11 protein-coding genes and 1 pseudogene are annotated in these 13,480 nt (G+C 69.7%); 6 read left to right on the top strand and 6 right to left on the bottom strand.

Annotated elements, in window-relative coordinates:
- The first annotated feature begins 23 nt into the window (after positions 1–23).
- From X946_RS06870 to X946_RS06860, 3 genes are all read left to right on the top strand, one after another.
- Positions 24–1,601: a cobyric acid synthase gene (locus X946_RS06870; RefSeq protein ID WP_038745179.1), complete on the top strand. Its 1,578-nt coding sequence runs from the start codon at positions 24–26 to the stop codon at positions 1,599–1,601.
- Positions 1,602–1,752: 151 nt separating this feature from the next.
- The gene (locus X946_RS06865; protein WP_038745177.1) at positions 1,753–2,169 is read left to right on the top strand and encodes a DoxX family protein; all 417 of its coding nucleotides are present in this window, start codon (positions 1,753–1,755) and stop codon (positions 2,167–2,169) included.
- A 253-nt stretch (positions 2,170–2,422) separates the two neighbouring features.
- A complete protein-coding gene (locus X946_RS06860) occupies positions 2,423–3,049 on the top strand; it encodes a ParA family protein (RefSeq protein WP_038745174.1) in 627 nt (208 codons plus the stop codon).
- Between the two features lie 644 nt (positions 3,050–3,693).
- On the opposite strand, the gene panD is transcribed toward X946_RS06860, so the two are convergent.
- From panD to X946_RS06835, 5 genes are all read right to left on the bottom strand, one after another.
- Positions 3,694–4,080, bottom strand: coding sequence for an aspartate 1-decarboxylase (gene panD / locus X946_RS06855; protein ID WP_038745172.1), 387 nt, complete (start codon positions 4,078–4,080; stop codon positions 3,694–3,696).
- A 54-nt stretch (positions 4,081–4,134) separates the two neighbouring features.
- Entirely contained in the window at positions 4,135–4,974 is an 840-nt protein-coding gene (panC, locus tag X946_RS06850) for a pantoate--beta-alanine ligase (RefSeq protein ID WP_038745170.1), read from the bottom strand.
- A 148-nt stretch (positions 4,975–5,122) separates the two neighbouring features.
- Positions 5,123–5,314 (bottom strand): hypothetical protein, encoded by a 192-nt coding sequence (locus X946_RS33380; RefSeq protein ID WP_145986802.1) that lies wholly within the window; start codon positions 5,312–5,314, stop codon positions 5,123–5,125.
- Between the two features lie 243 nt (positions 5,315–5,557).
- On the bottom strand, positions 5,558–6,433 hold the full coding sequence (locus X946_RS06840; RefSeq protein WP_038745165.1) for a segregation and condensation protein A: 876 nt from the start codon (positions 6,431–6,433) through the stop codon (positions 5,558–5,560).
- Positions 6,434–6,437: 4 nt separating this feature from the next.
- A complete protein-coding gene (locus tag X946_RS06835) occupies positions 6,438–6,626 on the bottom strand; it encodes a DUF3460 family protein (RefSeq protein ID WP_038745162.1) in 189 nt (62 codons plus the stop codon).
- 209 nt (positions 6,627–6,835) lie between these two features.
- Here X946_RS06835 and X946_RS06830 point away from each other — a divergent pair, with 209 nt between their 5' ends.
- From X946_RS06830 to X946_RS06820, 3 genes and pseudogenes are all read left to right on the top strand, one after another.
- Entirely contained in the window at positions 6,836–8,653 is a 1,818-nt protein-coding gene (locus tag X946_RS06830) for an autotransporter assembly complex protein TamA (RefSeq protein WP_038745159.1), read from the top strand.
- Positions 8,654–8,668: 15 nt separating this feature from the next.
- Positions 8,669–12,748: a translocation/assembly module TamB domain-containing protein gene (locus X946_RS06825; RefSeq protein ID WP_038745157.1), complete on the top strand. Its 4,080-nt coding sequence runs from the start codon at positions 8,669–8,671 to the stop codon at positions 12,746–12,748.
- A gap of 230 nt (positions 12,749–12,978) precedes the next feature.
- Positions 12,979–13,209: pseudogene (locus tag X946_RS06820) on the top strand (hypothetical protein); the annotation flags it as partial.
- Here X946_RS06820 and X946_RS36825 read toward each other — a convergent pair.
- Positions 13,157–13,480: aminopeptidase (locus X946_RS36825; RefSeq protein WP_442854588.1), on the bottom strand; the 324-nt coding region annotated here is incomplete at its 5' end. The pseudogene X946_RS06820 and the gene X946_RS36825 sit on opposite strands and share 53 nt — an antisense overlap.

The raw sequence follows: 13,480 nt of genomic DNA, 5'->3' as shown, positions 1-13,480 counted from the left end.
TGATTGTAACGGGCCGCGCGATAATGCGGCCTTCGCCATTCGTCGCGCGCCATTCGTCGCGCACTTCGCTCACGATGACCGCCAACGCCAACGCCAACGCCAACGCCAACGCCAACGCCGCCCGTCCGCGCGGCGCGCTGATGATTCAGGGCACGACGTCCGACGCGGGCAAGAGCACGCTCGTCGCCGGGCTCTGCCGGCTTGCGCGCCGCGCGGGCGTGCGCGTCGCGCCGTTCAAGCCGCAGAACATGGCGCTCAACAGCGCGGTGACGGCGGACGGCGGCGAGATCGGCCGCGCGCAGGCGCTGCAGGCGCTCGCGGCGGGCATCGACGCGCATACCGATCTGAACCCCGTGCTGCTGAAGCCGACGGGCGACCGCGGCGCGCAGGTGATCGTCCACGGCAAGGCGCGCGCGAATCTGAACGCGCGCGCCTATCACGACTACAAGCCGGTCGCGATGCGGGCGGTGCTCGAATCGTACGGCCGGCTGCGCGCCGCGTACGACGCGGTGATCGTCGAAGGGGCGGGCAGCCCCGCCGAGATCAATCTGCGCGAAGGCGACATCGCGAACATGGGGTTTGCCGAGGCGGTCGACTGTCCGGTCGTGCTCGTCGCCGACATCGATCGCGGCGGCGTGTTCGCGCATCTCGTCGGCACGCTCGCGTGCCTGTCGAACAGCGAGCGCGCGCGCGTGCGCGGCTTCGTGATCAACCGCTTTCGCGGCGATCCCGCGCTGCTCGAGCCGGGGCTGCGCTGGCTCGAAGCGCAGACGGGCAAGCCCGTGCTCGGCGTGCTGCCGTACCTGCACGGGCTCACGCTTGACGCGGAAGACATGCTGCCCGCGAGCGCGCGCACGTCGGCGTCGCGGCGCGACGCGGGCGTGCTGCGGGTGGTCGTGCCCGCGTTGCCGCGGATCAGCAACCACACCGATTTCGACGCGCTGCGCGTGCATCCGCGCGTCGATTTTACGTACTGGAAGAGCGGGCCCGTGCCCGACGCCGATCTGCTGATCCTGCCCGGCTCGAAGAACGTGCTCGCCGATCTCGCATGGCTGCGCGACGCGGGCTGGGACGCGCGGATCAAGCGCCATTTGCGCTACGGCGGCAAGGTGATCGGCGTCTGCGGCGGCATGCAGATGCTCGGCCGCGCGCTCGATGATCCGCACGGGGTGGAAGGCGCGGCGGGCGCGGCGAGCGCGGGCCTTGGCCTGCTCGACTACGCGACGACGCTCACGCCGCGGAAGACGCTCGTCAACGCGACGGGGCGGCTCGCGTTCGCGGGCGGCGCGCGCGTGTCCGGCTACGAGATCCACATGGGGCAAACGCATGGGCCGGCGCTCGCGTCGCCGGCGCTCGTGCTCGCGGGGGCGGACGGCGAGCGGCCGGACGGCGCGGTGTCGGCGGACGGGCAGATCCTCGCGACCTACTTGCACGGGCTCTTCGACACGCCCGACGCGTGCGCGGCGCTGCTCGAATGGGCGGGGCTCGGCGGCGCGGAGCCGGTTGACTATCCGGCGTTGCGCGAGGCGTCGCTCGAGCGGCTTGCGGACACGCTCGCGGCGCACCTCGATCTCGATCGCGTGTTTGCGGCGTTCGCGTGATGTCGGCGGCGGCTCGTCGGATTGCCTCGTCGTACCCTTGGCGTAATTAATTCCAAATAGGAAATAATATAAGTCTGATCAGCTGTTTTTTGCCGAATTTGGTTCGAATAAAGTGCATTCCATCCAAACTTCGACGAAAGGGAACCCCAACATGGATTCGAACCGTTTGAACGATGTCGGCGCGGCGTTGCTGCGCGTCGCGCTCGGCGTGCTGTACCTCGCGCACGTCGCGCAGAAGGTCTTCGTGTTCACGCTGCCCGGCACCGCGCAGTTCTTCGCGTCGCTCGGCCTGCCGGGCTGGCTCGCCTACGTGACGACGGTCGTCGAGCTCGTCGGCGGCCTCGCGCTTCTCGCAGGCGTGCGGGTGCGGCTCGCGTCGCTCGTGCTGCTGCCGTTCATGCTCGGCGCGACGATGACGCACTTGCCGAACGGCTGGAGCTTCGCCGCGCCGCACGGCGGCTGGGAATATCCGGCGTTCTGGGCGCTCACGCTCGTCGTCCAGGCGCTGCTCGGGGCCGGCGCGTTCGCGCTCGGCGGCGCGCGCGGCTTGGCCGGCAGGGCCGCGTAAGCGGCGTTCCGGCTGCTGCGGCCGCCCGTTCGCGGCGGCTTGGAGCGGCCGTCCGCGCCGGGGGCCGTGGCGGCGCGGCGAGCGTCGTTTGGGCCGCGCGAGCGCCGCTTCGCCGTCGTCCGTTCGCCCAAGTGCGGACGAACCCGTTTCGGTGCAGGCGCATTTGCCGATATCATCGCTCCCTGTATCCGCATTTTTCGCGGCGCGGCGCCTGTGCCAGGCGTCGCGCCGCGCGGCTTCTTCGGGGGAATTCATGACGGTGATCGTGGTGGCGAATCCGAAGGGCGGCGTCGGCAAGAGCACGCTGTCCACCAATCTGGCTGGGTATTTCGCGGCGCAGGGCGCATGGGCCGCGCTCGCCGATCTCGACCGGCAGCAGTCCGCGCACGCGTGGCTCGATCTGCGGCCGGCCGCGCTGCCCGCGATCGAGACCTGGGCGCTCGATCCCGATTCGCCGTCGAAGCCGCCGCGCGGTCTCGAATACGCGATCGTCGATACGCCGGCCGGCCTGCACGGCAACCGGATGAACGTCGCGCTCGAGTTCGCCGACAAGGTGATCGTGCCGCTGCAGCCGTCGATGTTCGATATCCTCGCGACCCAGCAATTCCTCCAGCGCCTCGCGAGCGAGAAGGCCGTGAAGAAGGGCGCGATCGAGGTGGGGATCGTCGGGATGCGGGTCGACGCGCGCACGCGTTCGGCCGAGCAGTTGCACCGCTTCGTCGAAGGGCTCGATCTGCCGGTGCTCGGCTATCTGCGCGACACGCAGAACTACGTGCAGCTCGCCGCGCACGGCCTCACGCTGTGGGACGTCGCGAAAAGCCGCGTCGAGAAGGATCTCGAGCAGTGGGAGCCGATCGTCGAGTGGGCGTTGAAGGCGTAGCGTGCCGGCGGCGGTGGCGCGCCGGGAGCGGCGGCTGACGGCGTCGCACGCGGCTTGCGCGCGGCTTGCGCGCGTCGCGCGTTCGCGGCGGCATCTCGAGGCAACATCTCGAGGCGACATACCGGGCCGAGACGGGCGATCGGCCCGTATTCGATAGTCGGGGAAAGGGCGGCCGGAATGGCGGGGGCGTTGCATGTCGCGTGCCGCATCTCGCATGTCGGATGCGTTGCCGAGCCGCTTCGTGCACGCGCCGGCATCGGCTTCGCGCAAACCGTCCGTGTCGAAACGCCGGCGGCGTCGGCAGCAATCGCGAGTGCCGGCACCATGGAAGTCGCGCGAAGCGCCGCACCGGGATTTCGGCGCGACACGCCTCGATTGCGCCGCCGTGCGCCGCGCCCCGGATTCGTCATACCAGCGGCGCGGCCCGTGCGATACCGCCTACGCCGCCATACCGTCACCGGCTACACGGCTACACGGCCACACGGCCACACGGCCACACGGCCACACGGCCACACGGCCACACGGCCACACGGCCACATGGCCACATGGCCTACGCCGCCTGACACCGCCTGATACCGTCCGAAACGGCCCGAAACGGCCCGATACCGCCCGCGCAGCCGCCCGCGCAGCCGCCCGGACGCGGTTCAGGTCCAGTTCTGCGTCGGCACGTGATCGCGGCTGCCCTTGATCTTGTTGCCGTCGCCGACGAACACGAGATTGGGCTTCCAGCCGGCCTTCAGCTCCGCCTCGTCGATCATCGCGAACGCGGCGATGATCACGAGGTCGCCGAGCTGCGCGCGGCGCGCGGCCGAGCCGTTCAGCGAGATCATTCCGCTGCCGCGCTCGCCCTTGATCGCGTACGTCGAGAAGCGCTCGCCGTTGTTGATGTTCCAGATGTCGATCCGCTCGTTCTCGACGATGTTCGCGGCTTCGAGCAGATCCTCGTCGATCGCGCACGAGCCTTCGTAATGCAGCTCGCAGTGCGTGACCGCCGCGCGGTGGATCTTCGATTTCAGCATGTGGCGCTGCATGATGGGCTCCCTTGGTGCTACCAGACGAAGAGCGGCCGGCTGCGTGGCCGGCCGTCAGATTTCCAGATTGTCGATGAGGCGCGTCGGGCCGAGTTTCGCGGCCGTGAGCACGACGAGCGGCTCGCCCGCCTCGGTTTGCGCCGCAGTCGGCGCGACGAGGTTCGCGCGCCGGCGGATCGACACGTAGTCGGGCTTCCAGCCGCGCGCGGCGAGGTGGCCGAGCGCGCGTTTCTCGATCGCCGCGAGGTCGCGCTCGCCGCCCAGCACCGCGTCGCGCACTCGCGCGAGCGTCTTCGCGAGCTCGGGCGCCTCCGCGCGCTCGGCCTCGCTCAGATAGCGGTTGCGCGACGACAGCGCGAGGCCGTCGGCGTCGCGCACGGTTTCGGCGGCGACGATGTCGACGGGCAGCGCGAGCTGCTGGCACATCCGGCGCACGATCATCAACTGCTGATAGTCCTTCTTGCCGAACACGGCGACGCGCGGCTGCACGCACGCCATCAGCTTCGTGACGACCGTGCACACGCCGGTGAAGAAGCCCGGGCGAAACTCGCCTTCGAGGATGTCGCCGAGATCGTGCGGCGGCTGCACGCGGTATTCCTGCGGCTCGGGGTACATGCCCTGCTCGGTCGGCGCGAACAGCACGTAGACGTTTTCCTTCTGCAGCTTCTCGATGTCTTCCTGCAGCGTGCGCGGGTACTTGTCGAAGTCCTCGTTCGGGCCGAACTGGAGCCGGTTCACGAAGATGCTCGCGACGACCGGGTCGCCGTGCTGGCGCGCGAGCCGCATCAGCGACAGGTGGCCTTCGTGCAGGTTGCCCATCGTCGGCACGAACGCCGTGCGGTTCTGGCCGCGCAACTGGTCGCGCAGTTCCTGGATCGAGCTGATGACTTTCATGAGTGGGCGGTTCCTCGCGCGGCGGGCGCGTTGGCCGCGCGGAGGCGGCGTGGTCGGGATCGTCGTGGCCGGAACGCCGCGCAGGGCGTCGAGCGTCGGCGATTGTAGAGGATTTGCCGCTTTAGCGCATCGATAAAAGCACGATCGTTCACTTTAATCGGCGAACACGGGGCGCGGGCGCGTGGATCAAATGGGGGAAGCCGAATTGGCGGCGGCGGTGCGGCTTCGCCAAGGTCGGCGGCGGAATCGAATTCGCGCATCCGCAGACGCGGAACCCACGCATCCGCCGTACGCCGGCGCGCGTCACCGCTTCGACGGCCTGCACGGCATTGATCTTCACGCGTCGTCACGTATCGTTACATGTCGGCGTGCGGTTGGCCGCCGTTACACGTGACGCCTGGAATCGTCGGATGAAATGGCGCGGCGCGCGCGCCGGCACGCGCGAACACGGTTGATTTCGCGCCATGTCCGCGCGCGCGACGAACCGAAGCGACGACGCGGAAGAAGAGGGGGGCGCACGGCAAGCGCATCCGCGCCCGGCCGCGGCGTTTGCGCGCAGCGCCGGGCGCCGCGCGAAACGCGCTCAAGCCGGCAGATAAGCGAGCCGCACGTAGATCGGCGCGAACGGTTCGGCCTGCGTGATTTCGACGAGCGATTCGCGCGCGAGCTCGAGCATCGCGATGAAGTTGACGACGACGACGGGCACGCCGCGCGACGTGTCGAACAAATCGGCGAACTCCATGAAGCGCGCGTTCTGCAGCTTGCGCAGGATGAGGCTCATGTGCTCGCGCACCGACAGCTCCTCGCGCGAGATCTTGTGATGCTGGACGAGCTTCGCGCGCTTGAGCACGTCGGCCCACGCGGCGCGCAGGTCGTCCGAGTTCACGTCGGGGAAGCGCGGCGTGATGCTCTGCTCGATGTACACCTCGGCGCGCAGGAAGTCGCGGCCGAGCTGCGGCAGCCGGTCGAGACGCTGCGCGGCGAGCTTCATCTGCTCGTATTCGAGCAGGCGCCGCACGAGCTCGGCGCGCGGGTCCTCCGCGTCCTCGCCCGTGTCCACCTTCTTCACGGGCAGCAGCATCCGCGACTTGATCTCGATCAGCATCGCCGCCATCAGCAGGTACTCGGCCGCGAGCTCCAGATTCGATTCGCGGATCTGGTCGACGTAGCCGAGATACTGCGCGGTGACTTCCGCCATCGGAATGTCGAGCACGTTGAAGTTCTGCTTGCGGATCAGGTACAGCAGCAGATCGAGCGGGCCTTCGAACGTTTCGAGAAAGACTTCGAGCGCGTCCGGCGGAATGTACAGATCCTGCGGCAGCTTGAAGAGCGGCTCGCCGTACAGGCGCGCGAACGCCGCGACGCCGTCGACCGTGTCGGGCGTCGAATCGGCGCCGGCGGGCGCGGCGATCGCGTCTTCGGGCTGCGCGCTGGCGCTGGCCTCGTCGGCGGCGCTCACGGCGTCAGAAGTTCTGATAGTAGACGTACGAAGTCTGGCGCACGCGCGATTGCCGCTGCGCGTCGCGCTCCTCGAGGTCGATCGGCTGCTTGTCCCACAGCAGCGAACGGCCCTTGCGCTGTTCTTCTTCGAGCGTCGGCTTCTGCTGCTTCAACTGATTCAGGAATTGCGTGATGTCGGACTGGTACGGCATGGCTTGGCTTTCCGTTCTGAGCCGGGCGCGGCGCGCCCGCGGGTTCGATCGACGAGATTTTACCGCAACGCCGGGAACAGCCGGCGGTAAAGCGGCGTCGAATGCGCGGGCGCCATGCGTCGGCGTGGTCGAACGCGCGTTCTGCGCGCATCGCACTGTGTTCAAATGACGGCTTTGGTCCGACGAAATTCTTACAGCGGAGGTCTTGTTTGGCAGGGCGGGCACCACGACAGCATGCATCCACGCGCGCCGCGCGCGGCGCGCCGAGCCGCTCGCCCGGATGGCGCGCATTTGCGCGGCGCGGCCTGCGCGCGTTGCTCGCCGGCTGCGCGGCCGCGCTTGCCGCGCCCGCGTTCGCGAAGTACGCGGTCGAGATCGACGCGCCGCGCGCGGTCAGGAGCCTCCTCAAGCAGCATCTCGACATCGCCCGCTTCGCGAAGCGCGAAGACCTGAGCGAGGACCAGTTCGACTTCCTCGTGACAGCGACGCCGCAGCAGGTGCGCGAGCTCGCCGCGACGGCCGGCTACTTCTCGCCCGTCGTGCGTACCGACGTGCGCACGACGGGCGGCGAGCGCCGCGTGACGGTGTCGGTCGATCCGGGCGCGCAGACGGTGGTGTCAGCGGTCGATCTGAAATTCGACGGCCCGGTCGAGAGCGAGGACCCGAAGCAGGAGACCGCGACGCGCCTCGCGTTCTCGCTGAAGCCGGGCGACGCGTTCACGCAGTCCGGCTGGGACGACGCGAAGAACGCGGCGCTCAGGCAACTGCAGTCGCGCCGTTATCTCGGCGCGAAGATCACCGCGTCGGAGGCGCGCATCGATCCGCGCACGCGCGAGGCGACGCTCGCGGTGACGTTCGCCAGCGGGCCGACGTTTACGATCGGCGAGCTTAACGTGTCCGGCACGCGCCGCTATCCGGAGAAGATCGTGCGCAACGTGAATCCGCTGTCGCCGGGCGAGATCTACGACGCGAAGCGCATCGCCGAGCTGCAGCGCCAGTTGCAGAACACGCCGTATTACGCGAGCGTCGCGATCGACGTGTCCGACGACGCCGCGCGCCCGCTCGACACGCCCGTGCACGTGAAGGTCAGCGAATACCAGTACAACAGCGTGCGCGGCGGGATCGGCTACGCGACCGACACGGGGCCGCACATCCAGGGCTCGTACACGTATCTCGACACGTTCGGCGCCGCGTGGCCGCTGTCGGTGTCGGGGCGGGTCGACCAGATCCAGCAGTACGGGCAGGTGCAGCTGTCGATGCCGCCCGGCTCGCGCGCGTGGACCAACAGCATCCTCGCGTCGTACACGAACACGAACGTGTCGGACACGCGGATCTACAGCGCGCGCGTGGGCGCGCAGCGCACGCGCAACGCCCAGTTCATCGATTATTCGTATTCGCTGATGCTCTATCAGGACCGGCTCGACCAGAACGGCGCCGGCCCGACCACGAGCCGCGCGCTCGTGCCGCAATGGGCGTGGACGCGCCGCAACGTCGACGATCCGCTGTTCCCGCGCTCGGGCAACCTGATCCACGCGGAAGCCAGCTTCGCGGTGAAGGGCGTGCTGACCGACCAGACGTTCATCCGCGGCTACGCGCGCGGCCAGCAGTACGTGCCGATCGGCAAGCGCGACCTGTTCGTGTTTCGCGCGGAGCTGGGCGGCGTGTTCACGAGCGGCAGCTCCTCGGGCGTGCCTGCGTCGCTGCTGTTCCGCGCGGGCGGCTCGAACTCGGTGCGCGGCTACGGCTATCAGAGCATCGGCAACTCGGTCGACGGCTCGGTGCTGCCGACCAAATACCTCGTGTCGGGCACGGCCGAATACCAGCACTGGTTCAATCGCGACTGGGGCGCGGCGACCTTCTTCGACATCGGCACCGCGACCGACGCGTGGGGCGAGAAGGTGTTCTATCCGGGCGCTGGGCTCGGCGTGCGCTGGCGCAGCCCGGTCGGCCCGGTCAATTTCGATCTCGCTTACGGCTTGAAGAACAAGAGCGTGCGTCCGTATCTGACGCTCGGCATCGCATTCTGATTTTTTTCATTTGGCATGACGAAGGACGTATCCGAACCGACTCCTCCCAACGCACCGGACGGCGGCGCGCCCGGCGGCGGGCGCGCGCCCGAGCCGAAGCGGCGGCGCTCGCCCGGCCGGCGCGCGCTCGCCGCGCTCGGATGGGCGGCGCTCGTCGCCGTCGTGCTCGTCGTCGCGACGGCGGGCGCGCTCTTCGCCGCCGCGACGACCGAGCGCGGCACGCAGCTCGCGTGGCAAGCGGCGGTCAAGCTGCTCGGCGGGCGGCTCGCGGGCACGCTCGAAGGCGGCACGCTCGCGGCCGGCGTGCGGCTCGAACAACTCGCGTGGACGAGCCCCGACGGCTCGGGCACCGAAGTAAGGATCGATCGCGTCGCCGGACGCTGGGCGCTCGCGCGCGCGCCGTGGCGCTTCACGATCGCGTCGCTGCGCGCGGGCACGATCGACGTGCGCGTCGCGCCGTCGCCGCCTTCGCCGACGGTGATGCCGAAGGATCTGCAACTGCCGCTGCAACTCGCGATCGACGATCTGCGCTTCGACAAGCTGCTGATCCGCGAAGCCGGCTCCACGACCGAGCTCGACAGCCTCATCTTCCGCGGCGCGAGCGACGGCCGACATCACGACGCGACGCTCGAGCGGCTCGACACGCCGTTCGGCTCGCTCACCGCGAACGCGCGGCTCGACGGCGTGCGGCCGTTCGCGATCGAAGGCGGCGCGACCTATGCGGGCAAGTTCTCGGGCGAGCCGGTCGACGCGCGCGCGCGCGTGTCGGGTTCGCTCGAGGCGCTCGTCGCGGATCTCGACGCATCGGGGATGAAGCTCGCGGGCCGCGCGCACGTCGAGGCCGCGCCGTTTTCAGACGTGCCGCTCACGCGCGCGTCGATCGTGTTCGATCACGTGAATCCGCGCGCGCTGTCGCCGGGCGCGCCCGTCGCGGATCTCGCGGTGCGCGCGCAGCTCGAGCCCGCGACGCCCGATGCGAACACGCCGAAGGCGTTCGTCGTCGCGGGCCCGGTGTCGATCGTCAACGCGAAGCCCGGCGCGCTCGCCGACGAGTTGCTGCCGCTCGTCGACGCGCACGCGAATGTGCGGCTCGACGCGCACGCACAGCGCATCGACGCGCTCGCCGTGCGCACGATCCGCGACGGCAGCGTGACGGGCGGCGGCGCGCTCGCGAACGGCCGCGGCAAGTTCGACCTGAAGGTCGCGAATCTCGATCTGAACGCGTTCGTCGCCGCGCTGCGGCCGACGCGGCTCGCGGGCCCCGTCGGCGTCGCGCTCGAGCCGGGCGTGCAGACGATCGACTTCGACCTCGCCGACGCGAAGCTCGCGCTCGGCGCGAAGGCGAAGATCAAGCTCGATGCGAAGCAGACGACGATCGCCGACGCGCGCGTGACGGCGGGCAAGGGGCGCGTCGAGCTCGCGGGCGTGCTCGAGCACGACGCGCGCTCGACGTACGACCTGAAGGCGAGGCTCGTCGATTTCGATCCGCTCGCGCTGGCGGCGGCCGGCGCGAAGGCGGGCGGCGGCAAAGGCGCGCAGACCGCAAAGGGCGCGCAAGCCGCGAAGGGCGGCGGCGCGAAGATCGCGCAGGCCGCGGGCCCGCGTGCGGGCACGGCGCGCGTGAGCGGCACGCTCGCCGCGACGGGCGCGCTCGCGCCCGGCTTCTCGACGAAGGCGCAGTTCAAGCTCGGCGACAGCGTCTACGACGGCCTGCCGATGACGGGCGAGGGCACCGTGCAGATGGCGGGCGCGCGGATACTGCCGAGCAACGCGAATCTTTCGATCGCGGGCAACCAGGTCGATTTGCGCGGCAGCTTCGGCGCGCCCGGCGACCGATTGCGCTTCAACGTCGACGCGCCGCAGCTCGAGCGCCTCGGCTTCGGCCTCGCGGGCCTCGTGCGCGCGAACGGCGAGCTGACGGGCTCGTTCGCGCATCCGAATGTCGTCGCCGACTACACGGCGACGGGCGTCGTGTTCGGCGCGAACCGGATCGGTTCCGCGCAAGGCCGCGCGGACATTCGCGACGGCGCGAAAGGCGCGCTCGTGTTCACCGCCGACGCGAACGACATCGCGCTCGGCTCGATCAGCCTGAAGACGCTGTCCGCGCATCTGAACGGCACGCGCGCGAAGCATGCGTTCGACGCGACCGCGGTCGGTATCGCCGAAGGCCGCGTGATCAATCTCGCCGTCGCGGCGAACGGCGGCGTCGTCGAAGCGCGCGACGGGATGCGCTGGGACGGCACCGTCACGCGGCTGTCGAACCGCGGCACGCCGTCGATCTCGCTTGATTCGCCGCTCGCGATCTCGGCGGGCGCGCAGCGCTTGACGCTGAGCGCGGCGAAGCTGTCCGTCGAAGGCGCGACGCTCGATCTGAAATCGTTCGCGCTCGAGCGCGGCCGGCTGCGCACGGCGGGCGCGATCACGAACCTGTCGGTGGCACGCGCGCTCGAGATTCGCGCGGAGCTCACGGGCAAGCGTTCGCCGCTGCGTACCGACCTGATCCTCGATGGCGACTGGGACGTGACGCTCGGCGACACCGCCGCGGGCTACGCGCAGATCCGGCGCCGAAGCGGCGACGTGACGATCGAGACCGGGCGCGGCGTCGCGTCGCTCGGCATCGGCGATCTGTCGGCGCGCGCGACGTTCGTGCCGGGCAACCGGCTGAGCGCCACCGCTCACGCGAAGGCGAGCCGCATCGGCACGCTCGACGCGAACGTCACAGTGCCGTTCGCGTTGCGCGACGGCGTGTTCGGCATTGCCGAGGACGGACCGCTCACGGGCCGCGTCGACGCGGACGTGCCGGCGCTGCAATCGACGGGCGGCCTGTTCGGCCCGAGCTATCTGCTCGACGGCCGCGCCGCGCTGAAGCTGACCGTCGCGGGCACGCCCGCGAAGCCGAAGCTCTCGGGCACGCTGACGGGCGACAACCTGTCGGCGACGCTCGTCGACCAGGGCGTGCAGTTGAAGGGCGGAATCGTGCGCGTGAAGCTGACCGAGAACCTCGTCGAGTTCCAGCAGGTCGAGTTCCACGGCGGCGACGGCACGCTGCGCGCGATCGGCCGCGTGCGGCTCGACGGCAGCGAGCCGGACCTGACGGCGAGCATCGTCGCCGACAGGCTCGAGATTTTCGCCGCGCCGGACCGTAAGCTGTCGCTGTCGGGCAAGGCGGTCGTCGAGAACGACGCGCCGCGCGGCGGCATCGCGATCAACGGCAAGTTCGCCGTCGATCGCGCGCTGTTCGATTTGCCGGAAGAGGCGGCGCCGCATCTGTCGGACGACGTCGTGATCGTGCGCCCGGGCAGCCTCGAGCGCGGCGAGACGAAGACGGGTACGGCGATCGCGAAGCCCGCGCCCGCGACCGAGAAGCCCGCGCCGTCGCTCGCGCCGCGCGCGAACATCGACATCGGGCTCGGCCGCGACTTCCGCTTCAAGGGCCACGGCGCGGATTTGCGGCTCGCCGGCACGGTGACGGTGATGAGCGCGCCCGGCGTGCCGCTGCGCGCGGTCGGCAACGTGCGCGTGACGGAAGGCTCGACCTACACGTCGTTCGGCCGCAGGCTCGCGATCGAGAACGGCTTCTTCACGTTCAACGGGCCGGTGTCGAATCCGGGCATCAACATTCTCGCGATGCGACGCAACCAGGAAGTCGAGGCGGGCGTGCAAGTGACGGGCACGGTGCAGTCGCCCGCCGTCAGGCTCGTGTCCGAGCCGAACGTCAACGACAACGAGAAGCTGTCGTGGCTCCTGTTCGGCCACGGCACCGATCAGGGCAACAACCTCGGCCAGCAGAACGCGATGACGACGGCGCTCGCGCTTCTCGGCAGCGCGACCGGCAAGCGCGTCGCGCAGACGGTCGGGCTCGACGAAGTGTCGGTCGGCCGCAGCGACGTGGGCTTGACCGATCCGCAGGTCGTGCTCGTGTCGAAGGCGATCAACGAGCGCTTCGTGCTCGGCTACGAGCAGGGGCTGCAGTCGGCGAGCAACGCGTTCAAGGCGACGGTCAACCTGACCCGATTCTGGGCGATCTCCGCGTACGGCGGCACGTTCCAGGGCGTCGACCTCAACTACACGCGGCGCTTCGATCGCTGGTGGTGACGCGTGCGGCGCGGCGTTCGTCGCGCCGCCGGCGGCGTGCGATGCCGCCCCGTTGCACGACGGGCGCGATGCGTGCGCCGCTTCATGCATCGCTTGCGCGGCGCGCGCCGCCGCGTAAGCGCCCGCTTGACATTCATCGAGGAAATTAATCTTCGCATCGTTGTGTCGGCGCGTGAGGCACGCGCGACTGCGCGCGCTCGATTCGAATGCGGCGCTGGCGCAGCGTGCCGCACGGGATGTTCTATCGCGACGACAAGAGCGGGCCGCTCGCCGCCGCCGCGTACAGCCGGATGGTGATCGGCTGGACCCAGGGCGAGCAGTACACGTCGCGCGAGTTGTCGGCGATGCTGGCGGACGCGGGCTTCACGTCGATCGAGACGATTCCGGGCTTCGGATATTTGAGCTTCGTCACGAGCGTGAAGGCGAGGCACGGCAGGGGATGCCCGACGTGTGAGGCGTGACGCATGAAGCGTGAAGCGCGGCGCGCGACGTAGCCGGTGAGGCGTGAGGTGTGAGGCGTTCGGCGCTCAGCGCCGCACATGGACGTGGCGCGAAACGCGAGCGTCGAACCGCGAACGTCGAACCGCAAAACGCAAAACGCAAAACGCAAAACGCAAAACGCAAAACGCAAAACGCGATGCGCGATGCGCGATGCGCGATGCGCGATGCGCGATGCGCGATGCGCGATGCGCGATGCGCGATGCGCGATGCGCGATGCGCGATGCGCGATGC

Source organism: Burkholderia sp. ABCPW 111 (assembly GCF_000773065.1).
Lineage (GTDB): Bacteria > Pseudomonadota > Gammaproteobacteria > Burkholderiales > Burkholderiaceae > Burkholderia > Burkholderia savannae.
The sequence above is the reverse complement of the archived record's forward strand: the minus strand, read 5'-3'. Positions and strand labels throughout refer to the sequence as shown.

Coding starts and splice junctions, on each gene's coding strand:
- X946_RS06870 (WP_038745179.1), top strand. CDS start 24: ATGCGGCCTTCGCCATTCGTCGCGCGCCATTCGTCGCGCACTTCGCTC.
- X946_RS06865 (WP_038745177.1), top strand. CDS start 1,753: ATGGATTCGAACCGTTTGAACGATGTCGGCGCGGCGTTGCTGCGCGTC.
- X946_RS06860 (WP_038745174.1), top strand. CDS start 2,423: ATGACGGTGATCGTGGTGGCGAATCCGAAGGGCGGCGTCGGCAAGAGC.
- panD (WP_038745172.1), bottom strand. CDS start 4,080: ATGCAGCGCCACATGCTGAAATCGAAGATCCACCGCGCGGCGGTCACG.
- panC (WP_038745170.1), bottom strand. CDS start 4,974: ATGAAAGTCATCAGCTCGATCCAGGAACTGCGCGACCAGTTGCGCGGC.
- X946_RS06835 (WP_038745162.1), bottom strand. CDS start 6,626: ATGCCGTACCAGTCCGACATCACGCAATTCCTGAATCAGTTGAAGCAG.
- X946_RS06825 (WP_038745157.1), top strand. CDS start 8,669: ATGACGAAGGACGTATCCGAACCGACTCCTCCCAACGCACCGGACGGC.